Consider the following 21,864-nt stretch of genomic DNA (forward strand, 5'->3'; position numbering starts at 1 on the left):
CCGTCATGCGCGCCTCCCGCCCCCTCACCGGCGCACTGCTCGCGCTCGCGACGGTGGTCGCCGCAGGGTGCGCCACCTCGACCGGAAGTCCGGCGAGCACCGACGAGATCGCCGAGCGGGTGGGCGCGGTCGGCATCTCCGCCGATCTCGTCTTCACCACCGAGGTGGCGGGGTACACCCTGGCTCCGCAGTCGGTCGGTGTGTCGAACGACGACGGCATGTCGGCGACCTGGATCCGCGACGGGTCGGGAGCGCTGATCTCGCTGCGCACACAGCGAGGAGATATGGCCGCCGAGACCTGCGCGGCGCTGCCGATGTGGGACGATCCCGAGACTCCCGTCACCTGCACCGAGCAGGACGGGATCTGGCACCGAGAGCACAACGGCGCTCACGAGGACATCGTCGTGCGCGACGGCGCGTGGGTGCTCATCGTCGGGTCGGCCGGAGCCACGACGGACGAGATCGACGCGGCCGCGAAGGCGGTGCACGTGCCCTCATTGACGGAACTCGACCGGATCTTCTCCGACACCCCGAGAACGCCGCCGACCCCCGTGGAGCGCGGCGATCTGCCCGAGAACGGCGACGGCGCCCCCATCCAGCCGTCCGGCCCGGGCGGCTGACGCGCCCTCAATAGACGGTGGCCTGAAACCCCCGACTAATTCAGGAGCGCGTTGTAGGCGAGGCCGAAAATCGGCACGTAGAGAAGCGCGACGAGAACGGTGTGTGTGGCGACGAACGCCACCCCCTCCAGGGCCCGACCCCGGGCGGCGAAGTGATCACGGAGCTTGCGGATGAGGGTCGCGGGGTGGCGAACGTCCCAGCTGTTCAGTCGCAGGTAGCGCCCGAGGTATACGCCGAGCGAGCCGAGCAGTATCGCGACTGCGGCGAACGTCCAACTCCACGCGGGCGGCCCGGAACCGGCCGCGGGATCAGCCATGACGACGATGAGGCCGAAGTGGATCAGCGCGAGGCTGAGCACCGCGTTGGCGAGCCCCGAACCGGTCAGCGTGAGGGTGTGCACGATGTCGTACCAGAGCGGGACGGGAGTCTGCTCACGGCGTGACTGAAGTTGAGCTCTGTGATCAGGTAGATCGAGTTCGGGAAGAACACCAACCACGCCAAGGTGGCGATGCCGAGGTAGATCCAGATAGCGGTGACCGGCAGCGCTGCCGATAGCGCGCCGAGGCTGAGCGCGGCGGGCACCACAAGGATGAACCCGACGAGCCCGACGAACGCCAGAGCCACGGGCGCCAGTGACAACCCGATGTTGACGAGCATCGGCCGGTACAGCGGCACCCGGTAGACCTTGGCGCGGAGCACGATCAGCAGCGCCGCATACGCGTTGAGCAGGACCACGCACACCAGTGCCGTGAGGATCGCGTTCATCGCTCCTGATCCTTCACCACATCCGGGGCGTTCTGGGGCATGGCGCGATCCTATGAGCCGACTGGTCTCTGCCGTATGGATCGCGGCACCCGCAAACGCGAAAACCCCCGATTCCTCGGGGGTTTTCATGGCGGTGACGGTGGGATTTGAACCCACGGTAGGGGGTTACCCTACACAACTTTTCGAGAGTTGCACCTTCGGCCGCTCGGACACGTCACCGCCGACCAGCTTACGTCACGCCGGGCCGAGCCGCCAATCCGCCCGGGCCAGTACCCCTCACCCATCCTGCGTGTCTCACTTGTGCACGCGTCAGGCGCCGCCAGCGTGAACAACCGAGACACGGATGCGGGCGTGCACGGGCCCCGACGGCTCAGCGGGCGAGGGCGGCAACCCCGGCGATGAGCTCGACCGCGCGGGCCGGCTCGTCGATGCCGGCGGCGAAGACATAGGTCGCGGCGAAGCCCGCATCCGAGAGCGCGTCGACGCGCGTGGCGACCTCGTCCGGCTTCGAGGTCGGGTTGATCGCGATCATCGCGGTCTTCTCGATCTCGTCGTAGTCGCGGCCGACGTCGTCGCAGTGCGCGCGCAGCACGTCGAGCTTGTGCGTGGGCACCTCGGCCATCGCCGACAGGTTGCAGGCATCGGCGTACTGCGCGACGAGCTTGAGGGTCTTCTTCTCTCCGCCGCCGCCGATCATCAAGTACGGCTTGGTCACGTTCTGCGGCGAATTGAGCGTGCGCTCGAGCTGCCAGATCGCCCCCTCGTACGGCTCCTCGGAGTCCGACCACATCTGCAGGCAGATCTGAAGCGTCTCTTCGAGCTCGCGGAAACGCTGTGCGACGGGCGGGAACGGGAAGCCGAGTCCCTTGCACTCCTCTTCGTTCCACGCGGCGCCGATGCCGAGCCCGACCCGGCCACCGGAGAGCACGTTGAGCGTGCTGATCTGCTTGGCCAACAGCGACGGATGCCGGTAGATCACACCCGTGACGAGGGTGTGCAGCAGCGCCTTCTCGGTGTGCGCGGCGATGAAGCCGAGCGTGGCATAAGCCTCGAGCATCTCGTGCTCGACCGGACCGATGCCGGGCAGCTGCCAGAAGTGGTCCATAACGGTGATGCGCTGGATGCCGGCAGCCTCCGCGTTGCGCACGTGGGCGGCGAGCGCGGGTCCGAGCTGAGCGGGCCCGCTCTTCCAGGTGAAGTCCGCGATGTGGATACCGAATTCCATGGGCCCGTCCCGTCCGGACGGATGCCGCATCCGCCCTCCGTCGATCAGGGTACGACCGCGGCAGCGCCCCGTGGGCGGATGCGGGTGAACTCATCGGAACACGATGAGAACCGGATGCGGCCTCCACCTCGACGCGCCGGGTTTTCCCCCGGCGAACACACCCGCGCGCGACACCTCCGGTGCCTGCCAGACTGGAGTCATGTCTGCGATCGAGAACTCGAAGCTCACCGTCGTCGGCGCTGGCAGCGTCGGCTCCAGCGTCGCCTATGCCGCCCTCATCCGCGGCTCCGCACGCCACGTCGCCCTCTACGACATCGCGACGGAGAAGGCCGAGGCCGAGGTGCTCGACCTCGCCCACGGCACGCAGTTCACCGGCACGAGCGACATCATCGGCGGCAGCGACCTGTCGGTGGTCGAGGGCTCGCACGTCGTCGTCATCACCGCGGGCGCCAAGCAGCGCCCCGGTCAGACGCGGATCGAGCTCGCGGGCACGAACGCCAACATCATCAAGTCGATGATGCCGCAGCTGCTCGAGGTCGCCCCCAACGCCATCTACGTCATCGTGACGAACCCCTGCGACGTGCTCACCGTGCTCGCGCAGGAGGCCACCGGCCTGCCCGTCGAGCGCATCTTCGCCTCCGGCACCGTGCTCGACACCTCGCGTCTGCGCTGGAAGCTCGCGCAGCGCGCCGGCGTCTCGCCCTCGAGCGTGCACGCCTACATCATCGGCGAGCACGGCGACACCGAGTTCCCGCTCTGGTCCAGCGCCTCCATCGGCACCGTGCCGATCCTCGACTGGCAGACGCCGACGCACGACCGCGTGACGGTCGACGAGCTCGACGAGATCGCGGTCGACGTGCGCGACGCCGCCTACAAGGTGATCCAGGGCAAGGGCGCGACCAATTACGCGATCGGCCTGTCGAGCGCCCGCATCGTGGAGGCGATCCTGCAGGACGAGCACGCGGTCATGCCGGTGTCGACCGTGCTGCACGGCTACCACGGCATCGACGGCGTCGCCCTGTCGGTGCCCTCGATCGTGAGCGCGTCCGGCGCCGTCCCGATCCCCGAGACCGCGTTCAGCCCGAACGAGCTGGGGCTGCTCCGCCGCTCGGCCGATGCGCTGCGCGAGGTCGCAGCGTCGCTGCGCTGATCGCATGATCGAGCTGGCAAACGCCACCTGGACCGAGGTCGGCGACTTCCTCGCGTCCGGAACGCGCGTCGCCGTGCTCCCCTTCGGCGCGCTGGAGCAGCACGGTCCGCATCTGCCCCTGTCGACCGACACGCTGCAGGCGGATGCGGTCGCCCGCCGCCTCGCCCAGAGCCTGGATGCGGCCCTGCTGCCGCCCGTCGCCTACGGCAACACGTGGAGCAACGACGCGCTGCCGGGCACCGTCTCGATCGGCGCCGACACGGTGACCGCGCTCTGCATCGACATCGCCGCATCCCTCGATCGCGCCGGCTACGCCCTGCTCGTGGTGGTCAACGGCGACTACGGCAACCGCCTGCCCGTGCAGCGGGCGGCCGAGCACGCCGCCGCAACCGGTCAGCGGATGCCGGTGCTCGTGCTCGACTACCCCGGGCTCACCGAGATCGGGGATGCGGTGAAGGAGTCGCCGTGGGCGGCTCCGGGCCTCTGCCATGCCGACGAGCTCGAGACGTCGATGGTGCTGGCGGTGGCACCCGCACTCGTCCACCCGGATCGGTACGAGGCGTCCTACCCCGAGCTGCCCGCGGACTTCGGCCTGCGGCAGATGCCGCTCGCGCCCCTGTCGCCGTCGGGGGTGTTCGGCGACCCGCGCCCCGCGACCGCCGAGAAGGGCGAGCAGATCCTCGCGCACGTCGCCGCGGAGAGCGAGCGCGTCGTGCGTCAGGTGCTCGCCGGTCTCGACACCGCCTGAGCCTCAGCGCGCTCAGTCGCCTGTGCCAGCGCTTCCCCGTGCGGTTTGGGCTGGCCTACGCCAACCCTCCCGGTGCGGCTTGCGCTGGCCGTGCCGCCTCCCGCGCCCGTGTCTCACTTATGCACGCCAGGCGGCCGCTGGACGTGCACGTTTGAGACACCGAGGGCCCGCACTCATATCCGTGTCTCAGTTGTGCACGCTGTGCGGCGCTTCGGCGTGCACAACTGAGACACGCACCGTCTTCGCACCCCGACCCACCGCACCCGTGTCTCACTTATGCACGAAACGCGGCCCCCGAACGTGAACGTCTGAGACACGCACCCGCGCGCGCACCGCAGATACGCACGCGAGGCGCGGACCCGCGCCCGTACACGCCCGCGCGGGCGCGCCGCGCAGCGGTCAGGCGGCGGCGCCGCCGGGGATCGCGCCGATCAGCTCGCGCGTGTACGGGTCGGCCGGGGCGTCGAAGATGCGCTCGGCCGTCGCCTGCTCCAGGATGCGGCCGCCGCGCATCACGGCGACGCGGTCGGAGATCTGGCGGATCACCCCGAGGTCGTGCGAGATGAACAGGTAGGTCAGCCCATGCTCGGCCTGCAGGTCGACGAGCAGCTGCAGCACCTGCTCCTGCACCGAGACGTCGAGCGCGGACACCGGCTCGTCGAGAACGATGAGCTCCGGGCGCAGAGCGATGGCGCGGGCGATTGCGACGCGCTGACGCTGCCCGCCCGAGAGCTGGGCGGGACGCCGGGTGAGGAGGTCGGTCGACAGGCGCACCTGTCCGAGCAGGTCGCGCACGATCGAGGTGCGCTCCGCGCGGGCAACTCCGAACGCCTGCAACGGCTCCGCGATCAGCTTCGCCACGCTCATGCGCGGATCGAGCGAGCCGAACGGATTCTGGTAAACCACCTGGATGCGGCGACGCAGCTCCCGCAGCGCCGACCCCCGCAGGTCGGTGATGTCCTCGCCGTCGAAACGGATCTCGCCTTGGTCGCTCGGGATGATCCTGGCGACCATGCGCGCCGTCGTGCTCTTTCCTGAGCCGGACTCGCCGACGAGAGAGAAGGTCGTTCCGCGGGCGACCGAGAAGTCCACCGCCTCGACGGCGCGGATGCCGCGGGCACCGCCGTAGGTCTTGCCGAGGCCCGAGACCTGCAGCAGCGGCGCGCCGGTGTCGGGGACCACGCGGTCCACCACGCTCGCCGACGGGATGAGTCGTCGCGCGTTGAGGCCGGGCGCTGCGGCGACCAGACGCTGCGTGTACGGATGCGAGGGGTCGGCCAGCACGAGCTCCGCCGGACCGCTCTCGACGATCTCGCCCTTCTCGACCACCACGATGCGATCGGCGCGGTCGGCGGCGACCGCCAGATCGTGGGTCACCAGCAGCACGGCGGTGCCGTGCGCCTCGGCGAGGGCCTGCATCCGATCGAGCACGTGACGCTGCACGGTCGCATCCAGCGCGCTGGTCGGCTCGTCCGCGATCACGAGCGCGGGCTCGCACGCCCACGCGATGCCGATGAGGATGCGCTGGCGGAGGCCGCCCGACAGCTCGTGCGGGTACTGCCGCGCCCGCAGCTCGGCCTCGGGAACGCCCACTTCGGTGATGATCTCGACGGCGCGACGGGCCGCATCCGCCCGCGACAGCCCGCGGTGGCGGCGCAGCGTCTCGGCGATCTGCTCACCCACGCGCATCAGGGGGTTCAGGCTGTGGGACGGGTCCTGCGGCACGAAGCCGATCCGTCCGCCCCGTATGCGGCGCAGCGCCGATGCCGAAGCGGTGGTGATCTCGGTGCCGTCGAAGACGATCGATCCGCCGCGCACGTGCGCCTCGGCGGGAAGGAGCTTCACGAGCGCGTGGGCGATCGTGCTCTTGCCGGATCCCGACTCGCCGACGACCGCGACGATCTCGCCGGGGTTCACCTCCAGATCGATGCCGCGTAGGGCGCGGTGGGCACGGCGTCCGGTGCCGTAGTCGACGCGCAGATCCGTGACGCGCAGCAGAGGAGCGGTCATCGGTCACCTCCGATGAAGCGGGCCACGCGGTTGACGGAGAGGACGACCGCGAGGATGACGGCGCCGGGAAGCAGACTCAGCCAGGGCGCGATGGCGACGAAGTCGCGCCCTGCCGATACGAGCGCACCCCACTCGGGCGCCGGCGGTTGGGCCCCGAAGCCGAGGAAGCTCAGCGCCGACACCGACAGGATGGCGAGGGCGAGCTCGAGCGAGGCCATCGCGATGATGGGCCGCGCCGCGTTCGGCATGACGTGACGCACCAGGATCGCGGGGCCTCGGGCGCCGAGCGTCCGGGCCGCTTCGACGTACTCCTCGCTGCGCACGCGCAGCACCTGCGAGCGCATGACGCGGGCGAACGACCCCGCCGTGCCGAGTCCGACGCCGAGGGCGATCGAGAGCGGACCGAAGCCGAGCGAGGCGACGACGATCAGCGCGAGCAGGATGCCGGGGATCGCGATGAGCACGTCGACGAAACGCATCACCACGAAGTCGAGCGGTCCGCCGACGTAGCCGCAGACGAGACCGACGATGGAGCCGATCAGCACACCGGCGACAACAGCGAGCACGGCCGAGGACAGCGAGAGCTGCGCGCCGTAGATCACCCGCGAGAACACATCGCGCGCGAGGTGGTCGGTGCCGAACAGGTGCTCCGCGCTCGGCGGCTCAAGCCGGGCTGTGCCCACCGAGTCGTACGGATCGTACGGGGCGAGCAGCTGCGGCGCGACGACCGCGACGAGGGTCAGCAGCAACAGGAGGAGGGAGAGCAGAAGGCCGGGCCTGCGAAGGATGCTCATCGCGCACCCGCCTTTCGTCCGACGAGCCGCGTTCGGGTACGCGGGTCGATCACGCCGTAGAGGCCGTCGACGATGAGGGTCACGATGGCGTAGACGGTCGCGACGACGACCACGACGCCCAGCACGACGTTCACGTCGCGGGCGAGCACGGCGTCGACGGTGAGCCGGCCGATGCCGTCCCGGGAGAACACGGTCTCGACCACGGCGGTGCCGCCGGCGAGGTATCCGATCTGCAGGCCGATGATCGTGATGGAGGGCAGGAGGGCGTTGCGCAGGACATGCCGCACCACGACCGTGCGCTGCGCGAGGCCCTTCGCGTTCGCGGTGAACACGAAGGGGCTGGCGCCCGCGTCGAACACGGCGGCCGAGAAGACCTGGAAGAAGATGGCTCCGGTCGGCAGTGCCAGGGTGATACCCGGCAGCACGACGCTCACGAAGCCGTTCGTGCCGGATGCGGGGAACCACCCGAGGCCGAACGAGAACACGCTGATGAGTACGAGGCCCGACAGGAACGCCGGGATCGCGATGCCCAGCGGCGGGATCTGGGTGACGAACGCCCGCATCCATGCCGGCCGAGCGACGTAGGCCCAGACGGTGAACGCGAGGGCCGCGACGAAGCCCACCACGAGGGCGAACACGGCCACCGCAGCGGTGTTCGGGAAGGCCCGGCCGATCATCTCCACGACGGGCTGGCCCGTCGCGATCGAGATGCCGAGGTCGCCGCGGAAGAGGGCGAGGAAGTTGACGATGTACTGCTGCCAGACCGGCCCGTCCAGCCCGTAGCGCTCGCGGAGCGCCGCGAGCTGGGCGGGGTCGGTCGTGGTGGCGTCGCCGCCGCGCAGCGAGAGCGCGGCGAGGACGGGGTCCCCGGGCAGCGCGTGGATCAGCAGGAAGGCGACGGTGTAGGTCGCCCAGATCACGAAGAGGCACTGCACGATCTTCGGGATCAGGAAGCGGGCGATCGCCTGTGCCCGCCTTCCCGCTGGGGCCACGCGCTGCTCGGGGATGGTCATCAGTTCGAGACCACCGCGGCGTCGTAGAGGTGCAGACGCGAGGCCGAGTCGAAGGTGATGCCCTCGACGCCGGCGCGCGAGCCGTGCAGCTGCACGGTCTCCAGCGTCGGGATCACGTAGGCGCGCTCGGCGACGATCTGCTGGATCTCATCGACGAGCTTCTGACGGGCGTCGACGTCGGCTGTCTGCGCCTGCTTCTGCAGGAGACCCTCGAGCTCTGCGTCGTCGACGATGCCCCAGCGGGCGGGCGATGCGGTCGACAGCAGGGTGCGCAGCGCGTCGGGGTCCGTGCGGGTCAGACCCGCGCCGAGGGCGTCGTAGTCACCGGAGGCGATGGCGCCGAAGAAGTCGCCCGAGGAGACCATCTTCAGCTGCATGTCGATGCCGATCTCCTTCAGCTGGATCTGCGCCGCCTCGAGCACGTCCTGCGCGTAGAAGGCCGTGACCGTGAAGGTGAGCGACTGGCCGCCCTTCGCGTAGATACCGTCGGAGCCGAGCGTCCACCCGTCGTCCTCGAGCAGCTTCTTGGCGGCATCCGCGTCGAACGCGAGGGTGTCGCCGAGATCGATGTAGCCGGGGGTCGAGGAGGTCAGCACGCTCGTGGGCGCCTTGCCGCTCATCGAGCCGGCGAGTGCGTTGATCTTGTCGCGATCGAGGCCCTTGGTGACCGCCTGGCGCACCGCCTCGTCGGCGAGCACGCCGCGCGAGGTGTTGACGACGAGCGAGTTGGGAACACCCGGGTTCGCCTTGGCGTAGAGGTGGTACTTGTCACCGGCGAATCGCGCCTCGTCCACGTAGGGAACATCCTGGATGACGTCGTACTCGCCGGACTCGAGACCGCCGGTGCGCACCGAGGGCTCGGTGATGATCGGGAAGGTGACCGAGTCGAGGTAGGCCTCGCCCTCGTGACCGCGCAGCGACGAGGCCCAGTCGTAGCCGTCGCGCTTGACGATCTTCACGGCGTCGTTGGGCACGTACGAGTCGAGCACGAACGGACCAGTACCGGCGACGGCCTGGCAGCGCGCCTCGGCGGTCTCGGCGACCGTGGCGGGCGAGAGGATGCCGAGCGACATCGTGGTGGCGCCCTGCTGGAACTGCACGTTGGGAGCGGAGAAGTTCACCGTGAACTCGGTGTCGCTCTTCACGTCGGTTCCCGCGTAACCGGCCAGGTAGCCGTTGGCGAGGGATGCGGAGGCTCCGAGCGCCTTGATCGCGTCGAAGTTCGCGGCGACCGCCTCCGAGGTCAACGGGGTCCCGTCGCTGAAGGTGACGCCGTCGCGCAGGGTGAACGTGTAGGACGTGAGGTCGCCCGCGACCGACCAGTCGCTCGCCAGCCACGGCACGATCTCACCGGTGTCGGGGTTCTGGTCGAGCAGGGAGTCGGTCAGCTGACGGCCGACGATGAGCGAGGTGGTCACCGACGACTGCTGCGGGTCGAGGCAGGTCGGGTCCTCCTTGAGCGCGAAGACGATGTCCTGCGGCAGGTCGGCGGCGGGGGTCGCCGAGTCGGCGGCGGGCGCCGAAGCGGCGCAGCCGGCGAGGGTCGCGACGGCGAGTCCCGCGAGAAGCGGGAGGGCGACGCGTCGGGCGCCGCCGGATCGGATGAGGGTCACAGGATCTCCTTGATGCGGGGAAGGGGTCGGGTGGTGCATGGGGGGAGGTCAGAAGGGAAGCGCACCGGCGACGAGCTCGCCGCGGGCGACCACGGCCACGAGGTTCTCCGGGCGCAGGGTCTCGATGTCCTGCCACGGTTTGCCGCGCACCACGAGGAAGTCGGCGCCGAGACCGGCCTTCAGACGCCCTGTGGTGCCGGTCAGGCGCACCGCGTCCGCGGCATCCGAGGTGCCCGCGACGAGGGCGCGCTCGGAGCTCCACGAGAAGGCCGTCTTCATGAGGCGCAGCTCCTCGAGCTGGTCGCCGAAGCGCACCATGACGCCGTTCGCGTCTGTGCCGAGCACGAAGCGCACGCCGGCCGCGGCCGCGCCCGTGAAGTTCGCGTCCCGCTCGATCACCACGGCGCGCGCCTTCTCGGCCGCCTCGTCGCTGACCGGGATGCGGCGATCCGCGATCGCGTCGTTGATGAGCAGGGTGGGGGCGACCGGCACGTTGCGCTCGATGAGGGTCTCCCAGTGGCGCTCCTCGATGCCGGTGCCGTGCTCGAGAGAGTCGACCTCGAACCGCAGGGCGATGTCGACGCCCTCCGCACTGTGCGTGTGGGCGGCGACGAGCATGCCGAGAGCGTGTGCCTCGTCGACGGTGGCGGCGATCTCCGCATCCGTCTGGTTGCGCCAGCCGACCTTGTCGCCCATCGAGAGCACGCCGCCGCTCGTGTAGATCTTGATGCCGTCCGCACCGGCGCGCGCCCACTGGCGCACGAGCTTGCGGCACTCGTCGGGGGAGTCTGCCACCGGCGGGCGGTGCGGGTAGTGGGGCGGCGTGAAGAGGTCGCCGTGACCGGCGGTCATGCCGACGGGGCCGTGCACGAGCAGACGGGGACCGGGGATGAGGCCGGCCTCCAGAGCGCGGGCGACGGCGTACTGCACCTCGCTGCCCGAGAGGTCTCGCAGGGTCGTGACACCCGCGGCGGCGGCCCGTCGGGCGTGCGCGGCGACGTGCAGGGAACGCTCGGCCGCCGGCGTGATGAGAGGCCATGTCAGCCAATCCGCCCCGGGGGTCGCGGATGCGTCGAGGTGCACGTGCGTGTCGATCAGGCCGGGAATGAGGCTGTACTCGGGCGCGCCCTCTGCGCTTTCGACGGCCGTGATGCGTCCGTCCTGCCAGGACAGACGCGCCACACCGCGGTCTCGTTCGCCGTCCCAGAGATGGAGGACGGGGGTGGTGACAGGCGTGGACACAGCGATCTCCCGGGGGGCGAGGAGGGCAAAAGGGGGCGGGGTGGGCAACGCTGACCGATCGTCACGATACCCAGGAACATGGCCGACAAATCGACAAGTGTTGACATTCGGCCGAATATTTACCGAAGCGAAACACGAGCAACACGCAAGAAATCGCCGTTGGAGATGATCTGAACTATCGATCCCGCGTCGTGGGAACGCTCACTTATCGACAAGCAGCCCGACAGGAGCTTCCATGCAGACCGCCGAGATCCAAACCGGGCGCCGCGTCGTCGTGGTGCTCGAGCCCGGGGACGAGATCCTCACCTCGCTCGCCGACGCCTGCCGTCGGCACGGCATCGCTCAGGCCGCGATCTCGACCTTCAGCGGCGCGTTCCGCACCGTGCGCCTCATCGCGGCCGAGACGCCCGCCGCAGATCCCGAAGCTCCCATGCCGACCGCCGTCGACGTCCCCTACACCGAGGGACTCGGCTCTGGCACGATCACGACCGCACCCGACGGCGCCCCCGTCGTCCACGTGCACGTGGCGGTCGGGGTGAAGGACGACGCCGCCCGCGCCTACGCCGGACACCTGCTCTCGGGCGAGACGCACTACGTCGTGGAGGTGGTGCTGGACGAGATCCTCTCCCCCGCCCTCGAGCGGCACCCGCATCCGGGATCCGCGGGACTTCCGATCCTGCAGATTCCGGCCGTGACTGCGCCATGATGTTCTCAGCCGTGCTCGCGACCCGGAAGGTCCCGCTGTGACGTATCTGCCGCTGCCTCGCCCGCTCGGCGATCGCGCCCACCTTCGCGTCCTGCACGGTCTGCTGCGCTTCGTGCGCGAGGCCGCCGCCAGCCGCACTCCCCTGCCGGGTGAGCTGGAGCTGACGGCGCGCCTCGAGTGCACCCGCCAGCAGCTGCGCAACGCGATGGCCACCCTCGAGGCGCAGGGCATCGTCCGCCGGCGACAAGGTTCGGTGACCACCGTTGATCCGATCGCGCTGCGGTTGAGCGTGCGGCTGGAGGAGCAGTTCGAGCACACCGACCTGCTGGACCGCCTCGGCTACCAGTCGGAGGTCGAGACGCTCTCCAGCGGCACGAGGACCCTCGGTCCTGACGTCGGCGCGCTCATGGAGCTGGCGGCCGAGATGCCCGCACTCGCCGTGCGCAAGCGCTGGCGGGCCGACGGGGCGGTGGCGATGATCGCCGACGATCTGCTTCCGCTCGATGGCGCCGAGCGGAGCTTCGACCCCGACGAGTCCGTCTTCACGGCTGCAGCGAAGGTCTGGGGCGAACCCGTGATCTGGGAGGTGTCGACGCCCGGCGTGACGACCCTCCAGGGCGAGCTCGCGGCGCTCTTCGAGCGGGCGGAGGGCTCCCCGGTGATGACCTCCGAGATCGTGGGGATCGGCGCGAGCGGGCGCCGCCTCATGCACAGCTTCGAGTACCACGCGCCCGACATCGTGTCGTACTCGCTGGTGCGTACCGTCCGCCCGCCCTGGGGCGGCGCCTGAGCCCGGCATCCGCACCCGCGTGCGCGTCCGCATCCGCATCCGCGTCCGCGCGATCCGCGTCCGCGCGCTCGGGTCGAGGTCGCCGTGCGGGCGCTCCCTGAGCTCATTCACCTGTCACAGATCGCGCCTTCCGCGTCGATCTGTGACAGGTGAGCGGAGAGGCTTCGTGCTCGCCTGTCACAATCGGCGCCTCCGGCCGCGATCTGTGACAGGGGAGGCAGGGGGCGGAGCCGAGCGGAGACGCGGGACAGAGCCGAGCGGGGGGCGAAGCCGAGCGGAGCGGGAGGCGGGACGGGACGGGCTCAGGTACGCCGTGGGAGTCAGACCCAGAAGCCGACGTGCGCCTTCGCGGCCTCGTCCTCGAGCAGCGGGCCGACGACCTCGATCTTGCGCTGACCGCGCGCGAACACCTCGCGACAGGGCAGGGAGAACGTCGGGTTCTCGGGGTGGTCCCCCGTGAGCTCGAGCAGGCGGTGCTCGCTGAGCGCGTAGACCACACGATCGATGCCGCACCAGTACGCGGCGCCGGAGCACATCGCACACGGCTCGGCGCTCGTGAACAGGGTCGAGCCCTTCATCCCGTCCGCTCCCAGAACCCGGAACGCGGCGGCGACAGCCTGCAGCTCGGCGTGCTGAGTGGGATCGCCCTCAGGCGGCAGTGAGTTGTTGCCGCACGAGGAGACGACCTCGCCCGCGGCGCTCACGACGATCGAGCCGAACGGATGCGTGCCGTGCGCGACCGCATCTTCGGCGACCTGGATGCTCTGGCGCAGATGGGCGAGGTCGGCCTCTGTCAGTGGGTGCGTCACGAATCTCTCCTTGTGAACAAGTGCTACGAACCGACTTTCACGGTAGCGGCCGAATCCGCCAAAATCCGGGGTGAGCATTACGCGGGTGTTACAAGTCGCGAACGAGATTCGCTCCACTTGTCGACAAGTTGCGCGAAGCGGATAGCGTGCCGCTGTACCTCCCACCCGCATCCGAAGGGGACCCATGTCGCAGAACCACGACGCGCGCATCGACGAGACAGTGATCCGCGCGCTGCCCAAGGCCGAGGTGCACGTACACCTCGAGGGCACGTTCTCGCTGCTCGACATGCTGACGCTGGCGAAGGAGAACGGCGTCGCCCTGCCCGGCCCCGCCGCCACGCTCTTCGACATCTCCACGCACGGCGCGTTCGCCGCCCCGGAGGTCACCACCGGCGGCGGCGCAGGAGCGGGCTCCGCGGGCCTCAGCGGCTTCCTCAGGTTCCTGGACTGGCAGTGCGGGCTGGTCCGCACTCCGGCGCAGGCGGCCCGGGTGGCCTACGCGTTCGCCGTCCGTCAGAGCGCCTCCGGCATCCGCTACAGCGACGTCATCGTCAACCCCACGCACTGGAACGCGTGGCGCGGACGCGAGCTCGACCTGCTCGACGCACTCGGCGCCGGTTTCGACGAGGCGGAGCAGGACGGCCTCTGCCAGGTGGGCGTCGCCTACTCTCTGCTGCGCAACCAGTCCGGCGCCGAGGCGGAACGTCTGGTCGGCGAGCTCGTCGCCGCCAGGCCGCGTCGCGTGATCGCCCTGTCGATCGACGGCGACGAGAAGGTCACCGGCCGCACGGGCGAGAAGTTCCAGGGCGCGTTCGCGCTCGCCGCATCCGCGGGTCTGCACCGCACCGTGCACGCCGGCGAGTCGAGCGGCCCCGAGGGCGTGTGGGATGCGGTGGAGCTGCTGCAGGCGGAGCGCATCGACCACGGCGTGCGCTCCATCGAGGATCCGGCCCTCATCGACCGGCTCATCACCGACGGCATCAGCCTCGGTGTGTGCCCGCGCTCGAACCTCACGCTCGGCATCTACCCCGACTGGGACTCCCACCCCCTCCCGCGCCTGCTGGCCGCCGGCGTCTCGGTCACGCTGAACACGGACGACCCGGCGCCGCTGGGTACCACCCTCGAGGCGGACTGGGCGGTGGCGGCCGACCAGTTCGGCTTCGACTACGCCGATCTGGTCGGCTTCGCTGCGCGTTCCATCGACGCGTCGTTCGCCGACGTCGACACGAAGAGCCGGCTGCACGCCGAGCTCGCCGCCGTGAGGGAGGTCGCCCCCGTATGAGCGGTCGCCGTCGCCTGTCCCTCCTGGCCGCCGCCTGCGGCGCAGGAGCGGTCGTCGTGGCGACGGCACTGACGGGCGCGGCCCTGGTCCGCGCCGACGACACCGTGGAGCTCGCACCTCTCGTCGCCGGCTGGAGCGCGCACTGGCAGGTCACCGGCGCGAAGTCCGAGCCGCTGTACACCGAACGCATCGATGTGCGCCGTGACGGCGACGCGTTCCACGCGCGCATCGAGGTCATCGGTCAGGGCGACACCGCCCTCGGCACGCAGGTCAGCGCCGTCTCGGTGGATGCGGCCGGCACCATCGCCTGGACCGAGGGCTGCACCAAGGACGCGGCGGCCTGCGCCGACGACCCGCAACTGCGCGGCTTCCTCGCGACCGCCGCCCTCCTCTCCCTCGACCGCCAGGGACACCTGCCCGCCACAGGGACGGCCCGCACCCTGCACGGCACGCCGGTCGTCTGCGTGGCCGATGCCGCGCTGCACCCGGATGCGGCCGCCGCCGATGTGCGGCTCGACCCGTGCTTCGACCGCGCCACCGGAGCCGTGCTCGCGCACTGGTCCCCCGACAGCGCGGCCTTCGTGGGGGCCACCCTCGCCCCCGGCTTCACCGTCTCGACCTCCTGACCCGCACCACCCGAACCCGCCACACCCACCCGAAAGGACACCGCAATGCGTCTTCGCCCCCTCCTCGCCGCGGCCATCGCCGCGACGGCCGCGCTCGCACTCGCCGGTTGCTCCGGTACCGCCGATGCCACGTCGTCCTCCGCCGCATCCGATCACGTGATCCGCGTCGGTGCCCTCACCCCCGGCAACGCGAACGACGGCGCCTTCAACCAGGCGCTGGCCGACGCCCTCGCCAAGCTCCAGGACGAAGGCCTCATCACGTACGAGCTGCGCGAGCAGATGGCCGACCCGGCCACCAGCGAGCCGGTCGTGGCGGACTTCGCCAGCCAGGGCTTCGATCTGATCATCGGGCACGGCATCGAACTCGGCGACGCGATCTTCTCCGTCGCCAAGGACTTCCCCGACAGCCACTTCACCGCCTCGGGCGGCGCCGACATCCTCGACAAGTACACCGACAACGTCGAGACCTGGACCTACAGCACGCCCGAGGTGGGATACCTCTCCGGTTACATCGCGGGTCTCACCCAGGCGTCGCCGATCGGACGCGTGGAGAGCCTGGAGCTGGACTTCGTGAAGGCGACGGACTCCTTCTTCCAGCAGGGCGCGCTCGCGGCCAACCCGTCGGCCGAGCTGCTCCCGGTCGTCTACGCCGGGAGCTTCGACGACGCCGAGGCCGCCGCATCCGCGACCGCGGGTCTCATCGGCCAGGGCGCGAAGCTCGTCTACACGACCGGCGACGGCATCGCCGCCGGTGTGGGTGCCGCAGCCTCCAAGGCGGGCGTCCTCTCCGTGGGCGTCTCCCCCGCCGCCGGCGCCGAGGCGCTCAAGACCAACGTGTCCACGGTCGATCTCGACATGTACCCGATCGTCAAGGCGTGGGTCGAAGAGGTCGCGGACAAGAAGTTCGGCGGCAAGGGTGTCACCTCGACGCTCGAGAACGGCGGACTGGTCTACCAGGACATCAACAGCGTCGACGGCGCCGTGCCGGCCGACGTCGCCTCGAAGGTCGACGAGCTCATTGCGGGCCTCAAAGACGGAAGTGTCACCATCTCCTGATGACCATCCCCACCCCTGAGACCGACCGGGCGCTCGTCGCCCGGTCGGTCTCCAAGAGCTTCGGCGCCGTCCACGCCCTGGACGCCGTCGATTTCGCCGTGCGCGCCGGCAGCGTGCACGCCCTCGTCGGGGAGAACGGCGCGGGCAAGTCGACGCTGGCCAAGATCCTCGCCGGCATCGAGTCGGCGGATGCGGGCACGATGACGCTCGACGGAACCTCCTATGCGCCCCGCGACCGCGCGGCCGGCAAGGAGCGCGGGGTCAACATGGTCCCGCAGCAGTTGAGCCTGGTCGGCGAGCTGAGCCTGGTGGAGAACCTGCTGCTCGTGGGCTCGACGCGCATCGCCCGCCGCGGCGCCGCCCGGGCAGCCCTGGCCGACACCCTCGAGCGCGCCGGCGTGAGCGTCGACCTCGACAGTCCCACCGCACGGCTGAGCCAGGCGCACCGCCAGCTCGGCGAGATCGTGGTCGCCCTCGCCGAGGGCGCGACGACCCTCATCCTGGACGAGCCCACCGCCAGCCTCGGCCCCCGCGAAGTGGGCGGCCTGTTCGAACATCTGCGCACGCTCTGCGCCCTGGGTACGGCGATCGTGCTCATCACGCACCGCCTCGAGGAGGTGCGTGCGGTCGCCGACGAGGTGACCGTTCTGTCGCACGGACGCCGGGTGCACCACGGCCCCGCGCGCGGACTCTCCGCCGCCGAGGTCGCGAGACTCATGGTCGGCGACCTCGACGAACCCGCCCCGCGCGCGCACCGCATCCCGGGCGAGACGGTGCTCGCCGTGCAGGGCGTCCACGCCTCGTCCGACACGGATGCAGCTCTGAGGGATGTGTCGCTCGAGCTCCGCGCCGGAGAGATCGTCGGCATCGCGGGCGTCGCCGGCAGCGGCCAGAACACGCTCATCGATGTGCTCGCGGGGCTGCGGGCACCCGCATCCGGATCCCTCGTCTTCGAGGGACGCACGGCGCCCTCGGCCGTCGAGCTGCTCCGCGGGGGCGTGGCATGGATCCCCGAGGAGCGTAGCGACGCGCTCGTTCCCGCACTCTCCCTCGGCGACACGCTGGGGCTCTACGAGGCCGCCAGCGGCGTGCGTACCGACCGCCGTACCCGCGGCGCGGCGCGCGCCTCGGCCGGCGAGCGCCTCACCGCGTTCGATGTGCGACCCGCCGTCCCGACCCTGGCCGCGGGCGGGCTGTCCGGCGGCAACCAGCAGAAGCTGCTGGCGGCGCGCGAGCTCGGTCACACCTGGCCCGGGGGCGCACCGCGCGTCGTGCTCGCCTACGGGCCGACCCAGGGGCTGGATCTGCGGGCGGCCCAGGCCATCCGCGACCGCCTCGTCCAGGCCGCGGAGGCGGGGGCCGCCGTCGCGGTCGCCTCCCACGATCTCGACGAGATCCGCGGTCTCGCCGACCGTATCGTCGTCGTCTTCGACGGACGCATCGTCGCCGACCTGCCCGCGGAGGCGGCGACGACCGCCCGCATCGGCGCGGCGATGGCAGGACTCGACCCCGCAGAGGAGCCCTCATGACCGACTTCACCGACCTGCTGCCGACGACCGAGGAGCTCGTTCATCTGCGCGCGGTCGCGGCGGGGCACACGGCCCCCGATCTGATCGTGCGCGGCGGACTCGTGCAGTCTCCCGGAACCGAGGAGTGGCTCGAGCGCGACGTGCTCGTCGCGGGGCGGCACATCGCGACGCTCACTCCCTGGAACCACGTCCCCACGGCGGGAGCCGAGATCGACGCGCGCGGATGCCACGTCGTGCCGGGTTTCATCGACACACACCTGCATGTGGAGTACACGAACCTCACGCCGGGCGAGCTCGCCCGTCTCTCGGTCGCCCGCGGTACGACCACGGTGCTCACCGACCCGAACGGCGCGGCGAACGTCTGGGGCGCGAGAGGAATGGACCTGGCGTTGTCCACGACGACCCCGCTGCACGTGTTCCAGCAGGTCTCGCCGACCACCCCCACCTCCTTCGCGCTCGAGCGCGGCGGCGCGGTCATCGAAGAAGAGGTCGTGCGCGCCCGCCTGCACGACGACAACACCGCGACCCTCGGGGAGTCCAACCCGTTCGACTACGGCGAGCTCTCCACCGGCCGATTCCGCGAGGCGCTCGTGGCCGGTCGCCGACTCACCGGCCACACGGCGGCGCAGACCCACGAGTCGCTCTGGGGCTACCTGGCGGCCGGCATCAGCGATGACCACAACGCCTCGACCGTCGACGAGGTGCTCGAGCGCACGCGCCTCGGCGCGATGATCACGGTCATGGGATCGTCGCTGGCCGACAACACTGTTCCCCTCTTCGCCGACCTCGACGCGATCGAGCCGGCGCTGCGCCACCTGAGCTTCTGCGCCGACGACAAGCACGCGCTCGACCTGCACACGCAGGGCCACATCGACCACCATGTGCGCCAGGCGATCCGTTTCGGCGTCGACCCGCAGCTCGCGTACCGCATGGCGACCACGCAGCCATCGCACTACTACCGGCTCGACCAGGCCCTCGGCCTGCTCGCCCCCTCCCGCCTCGCAGACCTCCAGGTCATCCGCGATCTCGCCGACGTGCGGCCGGAGGTCGTGGTCGTCGCAGGGCGCGTCGTCGCCAAGGACGGCGTGGCCCTCTTCGACAACACCGACGTGCTGCCCGACTGGGCACGTGGCACCGTGCACCTGCCGGAGCAACTCCCGGTGGATCTGCTCACCGTCGCGGCCCCCGAGGGTGCCACGCGTGTACGCGTGCGCGCGATGGAGATGTACAACGGCTACTTCAAGCGGGAGTTCACCGCATCCCTGCCGGTCGTGGACGGCCAGGTCGTCTCGGACCCCTCGCAGGACGTGCTGAAGATCGCGGTCGTCGACCGCCACCACGGCGAGGCGCTCGCGGGTCACGGGTTCGTGAAGGGCTTCGGCCTCGGCCGCGGCGCCATCGCGATCACGATGAACTGCCCGAACATGAACATCGCCGTCGTGGGCGCGGACGACGACGACATGCGTCTCGCGGTCGCGGAGCTCGGGCGCATGGGCGGCGGGTTCGTGACGGTCGCCGACGGCGAGGTCCTCGCCCGCGTCGCGCTGCCGGTGGGCGGGATGATGAGCGACGCCCCGTTCGAGGAGACCGCCGCAGCTCTCGCGGCCGGGCATGCGGCGACCCACGAACTGGGCTGCGCGATCGCCTCGCCGTACATCATCCTGTCGTTCGTGGGACTCTACGTGGTCCCCGACCTCGGCCTGACCGAGCTCGGCCTGATCGACGCGGCGACGCAGCAGTTCGTCGACGTGCTCGTGCCGGGCCCGGTCGATGCCTGCGGCCACGACCCCGAGGAGCACGCGTGATCCGTTCCTCTCGGATGCGGTCCGTCGCGCTGACCGGCGCGGTGGTCGCCGCGGTCGTGCTGGTAGCCGTCGCGCTCATCCTCTTCGCCGGCGCCGACCCGCTGACGGGGCTGCGAGGGCTGGTGGAGGGCGTCTCCAGCTCGCCGTACCGCGTGGGCGAGCTGCTCGTAGGAGCCGCTCCCGTGGCGATCGTCGCGCTGACGCTGATCCCCGCGCTCCGGGCGGGCGTGTTCTCGGTCGGCGCCGAGGGCCAGGTCACGATGGGCGCCATCTTCGCGACCGCCGCCATCCTGTGGGTGCGCGATGTGACGGCGGATGCGGCTCCCGCCATCCTCTACGCACTCGTCGGATTCGTCGCCGGCGCCGTCGGCGGAGCGGCCTTCGCTCTGGTGCCGGCCTGGCTCGCCGTGCGCTGGCGGGTCAACGTGATCCTGTCCACCCTCCTCCTGAACTACGTGGCCACGGGCTTCCTCGGTTGGACGCTGCGCACGTGGCTCGCCAGCGGCGAGGCGACGGCGACACCGCAGAGCGAGCGCCTGCCCGAGGCGGCGGCCCTTCCCGCCCTCATCCCCGGCACCCGCGCGCACGTCGGCATCCTGCTCGTGATCGTGGCCGTGGTCCTGTTCGAGTGGTGGCGTCGCTCGCGGCAGGCCACACGGGTGGCCGTCTTCGCGGAACGTCCCGCGCTCGCGCTGCGCCTCGGTGCGACTCGACAGCGCACCCTCTACGGCACCATGCTCGTCTCGGGCGCGGGCGCCGGCGTCGTCGGATGGCTGCAGATCGCGGGCGTCAACGAGCGGCTGCTGGGCTCGGTCTCGGGCGGCGTCGGGTTCTCCGGTCTGGCCGTGGCCTTGCTCGGCGGCCTGCTTCCCGCCGGCATCGCCGTGGCGGCCGTCTTCTTCTCGGCCCTCACGGTCGGCGCGGTCGGGATGCAGTCGGCGACCGGGACGATCCCGTCATCCATCGCGGAGGTCATCAAGGGCGTGCTGCTGCTGGGCGTCGCGGTGATCGCCGCGTCGAGGCCGGGTCTCGTCGCTCCCGCGCATCCGGGACCGGCTCCGGCGCCCGACGACGGCGCGTTCTCCGCCGAGGAGATGTCGGATGCGGCGGCTGCATCCGGTGAACCGGTCGTCGAGGCCGAGATCGCCGTCGAGGAGGGCACCCGATGACCATCGCACTGTGGGCGTCGATCCTCGCCGGCGCGATCGCCCTGGCGGCTCCGCTCGTGATCGCGGGGATCGGCGAGGGCTTCGTCGAACGCGCGGGACGACTCAACCTCGGCATCGAGGGCATGATGATCCTGGGAGCCTTCACCGCCATCTACGTCGGAAGCTCCTTCGGCCCCTGGCTGGGTCTCATCGCGGGCGCCGTCGTCGGCATCGCTCTGGCGCTGCTGATGAACGTGCTCGTCTACACGCTCAAGGCGAACGAGATCGTCGTCGGCCTCGCGATCACCCTGCTGGGCCTCGGACTGTCGACCTACCTGTTCCAGCTCTGGATCCCCGCCGGCCGGACGAACGTGAGCGTTCCGACGATCTCACCGATCGACCTCGGCCCGCTCACCGACATCCCCCTCATCGGACCTGCGCTGTTCGGTCAGAGCCCACTCGTGTACGCGACGCTCGTGCTGCTGGCCGCGGCCTGGCTCGTGATGCGCTTCACCCGCTTCGGTCTTCAGGTGCGCGCCACAGGCTCGGCCCCCGCATCCGCGGCCCTGCGCGGCGTGCGCCCGCGGAGCGTCGGGGCGCGAGCGCTGCTCATCGGCGGGGCGACGGCGGGTCTCGCCGGCGCCGTCATCGCCGTCGGCGCCATCGGCTCGTTCACGCCCAATATGACGGCGGGCCGCGGCTACATCGTGCTCGCGATCGTGATCATGGGCCGGATGAACCCCGTCGGCATCGCGCTGGGCGCCCTGCTGTTCGGCTTCCTGCAGAGCTTCTCGCTGCTCTCCCAGTCGACCACCATCCAGCTTCCCAGCGAGCTCTACACGGCGCTGCCCTACCTTGTGACCCTCGTCGTGCTCGTTCTCACCTCCCGCGCCCAGCTGCGCCGTCAGCTGTCCAGCCTCCGCCTGTCCTGA

The 21,864-nt window shown here is 70.7% G+C and carries 21 protein-coding genes and 1 tRNA gene; 12 read left to right on the forward strand and 10 right to left on the reverse strand.

Annotated elements, in window-relative coordinates:
* Window positions 1–5 precede the first annotated feature (5 nt).
* Window positions 6–620, forward strand: coding sequence for a hypothetical protein (locus ACYVJS_RS05940; protein ID WP_460738651.1), 615 nt, complete (start codon window positions 6–8; stop codon window positions 618–620).
* A 35-nt stretch (window positions 621–655) separates the two neighbouring features.
* Here the strand turns inward: ACYVJS_RS05940 and ACYVJS_RS05945 are convergent, their stop codons facing one another.
* The 4 genes from ACYVJS_RS05945 to ACYVJS_RS05960 form a co-directional block, all read right to left on the reverse strand.
* A complete protein-coding gene (locus tag ACYVJS_RS05945) occupies window positions 656–1,021 on the reverse strand; it encodes a DUF1361 domain-containing protein (protein ID WP_460738653.1) in 366 nt (121 codons plus the stop codon).
* On the reverse strand, window positions 1,003–1,386 hold the full coding sequence (locus ACYVJS_RS05950; protein ID WP_460738655.1) for a hypothetical protein: 384 nt from the start codon (window positions 1,384–1,386) through the stop codon (window positions 1,003–1,005). Before ACYVJS_RS05950 ends, ACYVJS_RS05945 begins: the two co-directional genes overlap by 19 nt.
* 128 nt (window positions 1,387–1,514) lie before the next feature.
* A tRNA-Ser gene (locus tag ACYVJS_RS05955) sits at window positions 1,515–1,605 on the reverse strand.
* 151 nt (window positions 1,606–1,756) lie between these two features.
* Window positions 1,757–2,611 carry an LLM class F420-dependent oxidoreductase gene (locus ACYVJS_RS05960; protein WP_460738657.1) on the reverse strand — a complete coding sequence of 285 codons (855 nt, stop codon included), beginning with the start codon at window positions 2,609–2,611 and terminating at the stop codon, window positions 1,757–1,759.
* Window positions 2,612–2,810: 199 nt separating this feature from the next.
* Here ACYVJS_RS05960 and ACYVJS_RS05965 point away from each other — a divergent pair, with 199 nt between their 5' ends.
* Complete coding sequence (locus ACYVJS_RS05965; RefSeq protein ID WP_243231015.1) at window positions 2,811–3,761, forward strand: L-lactate dehydrogenase; 951 nt, start codon at window positions 2,811–2,813, stop codon at window positions 3,759–3,761.
* A 4-nt stretch (window positions 3,762–3,765) separates the two neighbouring features.
* Window positions 3,766–4,509 (forward strand): creatininase family protein, encoded by a 744-nt coding sequence (locus tag ACYVJS_RS05970; RefSeq protein ID WP_460738660.1) that lies wholly within the window; start codon window positions 3,766–3,768, stop codon window positions 4,507–4,509.
* Between the two features lie 399 nt (window positions 4,510–4,908).
* On the opposite strand, the gene ACYVJS_RS05975 is transcribed toward ACYVJS_RS05970, so the two are convergent.
* From ACYVJS_RS05975 to ACYVJS_RS05995, 5 genes are read right to left on the reverse strand one after another with little or no spacing between them, the layout of a single operon-like run.
* A complete protein-coding gene (locus ACYVJS_RS05975) occupies window positions 4,909–6,519 on the reverse strand; it encodes a dipeptide ABC transporter ATP-binding protein (protein ID WP_460738662.1) in 1,611 nt (536 codons plus the stop codon).
* Window positions 6,516–7,313 (reverse strand): ABC transporter permease, encoded by a 798-nt coding sequence (locus ACYVJS_RS05980; RefSeq protein WP_137418210.1) that lies wholly within the window; start codon window positions 7,311–7,313, stop codon window positions 6,516–6,518. Before ACYVJS_RS05980 ends, ACYVJS_RS05975 begins: the two co-directional genes overlap by 4 nt.
* Window positions 7,310–8,326: an ABC transporter permease gene (locus ACYVJS_RS05985; RefSeq protein WP_460738664.1), complete on the reverse strand. Its 1,017-nt coding sequence runs from the start codon at window positions 8,324–8,326 to the stop codon at window positions 7,310–7,312. The genes ACYVJS_RS05980 and ACYVJS_RS05985 overlap by 4 nt, the downstream gene beginning before the upstream one ends.
* The gene (locus ACYVJS_RS05990) at window positions 8,326–9,939 is read right to left on the reverse strand and encodes an ABC transporter substrate-binding protein (RefSeq protein WP_460738666.1); all 1,614 of its coding nucleotides are present in this window, start codon (window positions 9,937–9,939) and stop codon (window positions 8,326–8,328) included. Before ACYVJS_RS05990 ends, ACYVJS_RS05985 begins: the two co-directional genes overlap by 1 nt.
* A gap of 48 nt (window positions 9,940–9,987) precedes the next feature.
* Window positions 9,988–11,181, reverse strand: coding sequence for a metal-dependent hydrolase family protein (locus ACYVJS_RS05995; protein WP_460738668.1), 1,194 nt, complete (start codon window positions 11,179–11,181; stop codon window positions 9,988–9,990).
* Window positions 11,182–11,416: 235 nt separating this feature from the next.
* On the opposite strand from ACYVJS_RS05995, the gene ACYVJS_RS06000 reads away from it, so the two are divergent.
* Together ACYVJS_RS06000 and ACYVJS_RS06005 are read left to right on the forward strand one after the other, a co-directional pair.
* Window positions 11,417–11,887, forward strand: a complete 471-nt coding sequence (locus ACYVJS_RS06000; protein ID WP_460738670.1) for a PPC domain-containing DNA-binding protein — start codon at window positions 11,417–11,419, stop codon at window positions 11,885–11,887.
* 37 nt (window positions 11,888–11,924) lie between these two features.
* On the forward strand, window positions 11,925–12,677 hold the full coding sequence (locus ACYVJS_RS06005; protein WP_460738672.1) for a GntR family transcriptional regulator: 753 nt from the start codon (window positions 11,925–11,927) through the stop codon (window positions 12,675–12,677).
* 320 nt (window positions 12,678–12,997) lie between these two features.
* Here ACYVJS_RS06005 and ACYVJS_RS06010 read toward each other — a convergent pair whose 3' ends face one another.
* A complete protein-coding gene (locus ACYVJS_RS06010) occupies window positions 12,998–13,486 on the reverse strand; it encodes a nucleoside deaminase (RefSeq protein WP_460738674.1) in 489 nt (162 codons plus the stop codon).
* Between the two features lie 184 nt (window positions 13,487–13,670).
* On the opposite strand from ACYVJS_RS06010, the gene add reads away from it, so the two are divergent.
* From add to ACYVJS_RS06045, 7 genes are read left to right on the forward strand one after another with little or no spacing between them, the layout of a single operon-like run.
* Entirely contained in the window at window positions 13,671–14,768 is a 1,098-nt protein-coding gene (gene add / locus ACYVJS_RS06015) for an adenosine deaminase (protein ID WP_460738676.1), read from the forward strand.
* The gene (locus ACYVJS_RS06020) at window positions 14,765–15,394 is read left to right on the forward strand and encodes a hypothetical protein (protein WP_460738678.1); all 630 of its coding nucleotides are present in this window, start codon (window positions 14,765–14,767) and stop codon (window positions 15,392–15,394) included. The genes add and ACYVJS_RS06020 overlap by 4 nt, the downstream gene beginning before the upstream one ends.
* A gap of 45 nt (window positions 15,395–15,439) precedes the next feature.
* On the forward strand, window positions 15,440–16,450 hold the full coding sequence (locus ACYVJS_RS06025) for a BMP family lipoprotein (RefSeq protein WP_460738680.1): 1,011 nt from the start codon (window positions 15,440–15,442) through the stop codon (window positions 16,448–16,450).
* On the forward strand, window positions 16,450–17,979 hold the full coding sequence (locus tag ACYVJS_RS06030) for an ABC transporter ATP-binding protein (RefSeq protein WP_460738682.1): 1,530 nt from the start codon (window positions 16,450–16,452) through the stop codon (window positions 17,977–17,979). The genes ACYVJS_RS06025 and ACYVJS_RS06030 overlap by 1 nt, the downstream gene beginning before the upstream one ends.
* Complete coding sequence (locus ACYVJS_RS06035) at window positions 17,976–19,784, forward strand: adenine deaminase C-terminal domain-containing protein (RefSeq protein ID WP_460738684.1); 1,809 nt, start codon at window positions 17,976–17,978, stop codon at window positions 19,782–19,784. Before ACYVJS_RS06030 ends, ACYVJS_RS06035 begins: the two co-directional genes overlap by 4 nt.
* Entirely contained in the window at window positions 19,781–20,953 is a 1,173-nt protein-coding gene (locus ACYVJS_RS06040; protein ID WP_460738686.1) for an ABC transporter permease, read from the forward strand. Before ACYVJS_RS06035 ends, ACYVJS_RS06040 begins: the two co-directional genes overlap by 4 nt.
* A complete protein-coding gene (locus ACYVJS_RS06045) occupies window positions 20,950–21,864 on the forward strand; it encodes an ABC transporter permease (RefSeq protein ID WP_460738688.1) in 915 nt (304 codons plus the stop codon). Before ACYVJS_RS06040 ends, ACYVJS_RS06045 begins: the two co-directional genes overlap by 4 nt.

This window comes from Microbacterium neimengense (assembly GCF_054782995.1).

What these genes read in the sequence shown, in the direction of transcription:
- ACYVJS_RS06035 (WP_460738684.1), top strand. Translation starts at nt 17,976, where the DNA reads ATGACCGACTTCACCGACCTGCTGCCGACGACCGAGGAGCTCGTTCAT.
- ACYVJS_RS05960 (WP_460738657.1), bottom strand. Translation starts at nt 2,611, where the DNA reads ATGGAATTCGGTATCCACATCGCGGACTTCACCTGGAAGAGCGGGCCC.
- ACYVJS_RS06030 (WP_460738682.1), top strand. Translation starts at nt 16,450, where the DNA reads ATGACCATCCCCACCCCTGAGACCGACCGGGCGCTCGTCGCCCGGTCG.
- add (WP_460738676.1), top strand. Translation starts at nt 13,671, where the DNA reads ATGTCGCAGAACCACGACGCGCGCATCGACGAGACAGTGATCCGCGCG.
- ACYVJS_RS05970 (WP_460738660.1), top strand. Translation starts at nt 3,766, where the DNA reads ATGATCGAGCTGGCAAACGCCACCTGGACCGAGGTCGGCGACTTCCTC.
- ACYVJS_RS05940 (WP_460738651.1), top strand. Translation starts at nt 6, where the DNA reads ATGCGCGCCTCCCGCCCCCTCACCGGCGCACTGCTCGCGCTCGCGACG.
- ACYVJS_RS06020 (WP_460738678.1), top strand. Translation starts at nt 14,765, where the DNA reads ATGAGCGGTCGCCGTCGCCTGTCCCTCCTGGCCGCCGCCTGCGGCGCA.
- ACYVJS_RS06045 (WP_460738688.1), top strand. Translation starts at nt 20,950, where the DNA reads ATGACCATCGCACTGTGGGCGTCGATCCTCGCCGGCGCGATCGCCCTG.
- ACYVJS_RS06025 (WP_460738680.1), top strand. Translation starts at nt 15,440, where the DNA reads ATGCGTCTTCGCCCCCTCCTCGCCGCGGCCATCGCCGCGACGGCCGCG.
- ACYVJS_RS05985 (WP_460738664.1), bottom strand. Translation starts at nt 8,326, where the DNA reads ATGACCATCCCCGAGCAGCGCGTGGCCCCAGCGGGAAGGCGGGCACAG.
- ACYVJS_RS05950 (WP_460738655.1), bottom strand. Translation starts at nt 1,386, where the DNA reads ATGAACGCGATCCTCACGGCACTGGTGTGCGTGGTCCTGCTCAACGCG.
- ACYVJS_RS06000 (WP_460738670.1), top strand. Translation starts at nt 11,417, where the DNA reads ATGCAGACCGCCGAGATCCAAACCGGGCGCCGCGTCGTCGTGGTGCTC.
- ACYVJS_RS05965 (WP_243231015.1), top strand. Translation starts at nt 2,811, where the DNA reads ATGTCTGCGATCGAGAACTCGAAGCTCACCGTCGTCGGCGCTGGCAGC.
- ACYVJS_RS05975 (WP_460738662.1), bottom strand. Translation starts at nt 6,519, where the DNA reads ATGACCGCTCCTCTGCTGCGCGTCACGGATCTGCGCGTCGACTACGGC.
- ACYVJS_RS05980 (WP_137418210.1), bottom strand. Translation starts at nt 7,313, where the DNA reads ATGAGCATCCTTCGCAGGCCCGGCCTTCTGCTCTCCCTCCTCCTGTTG.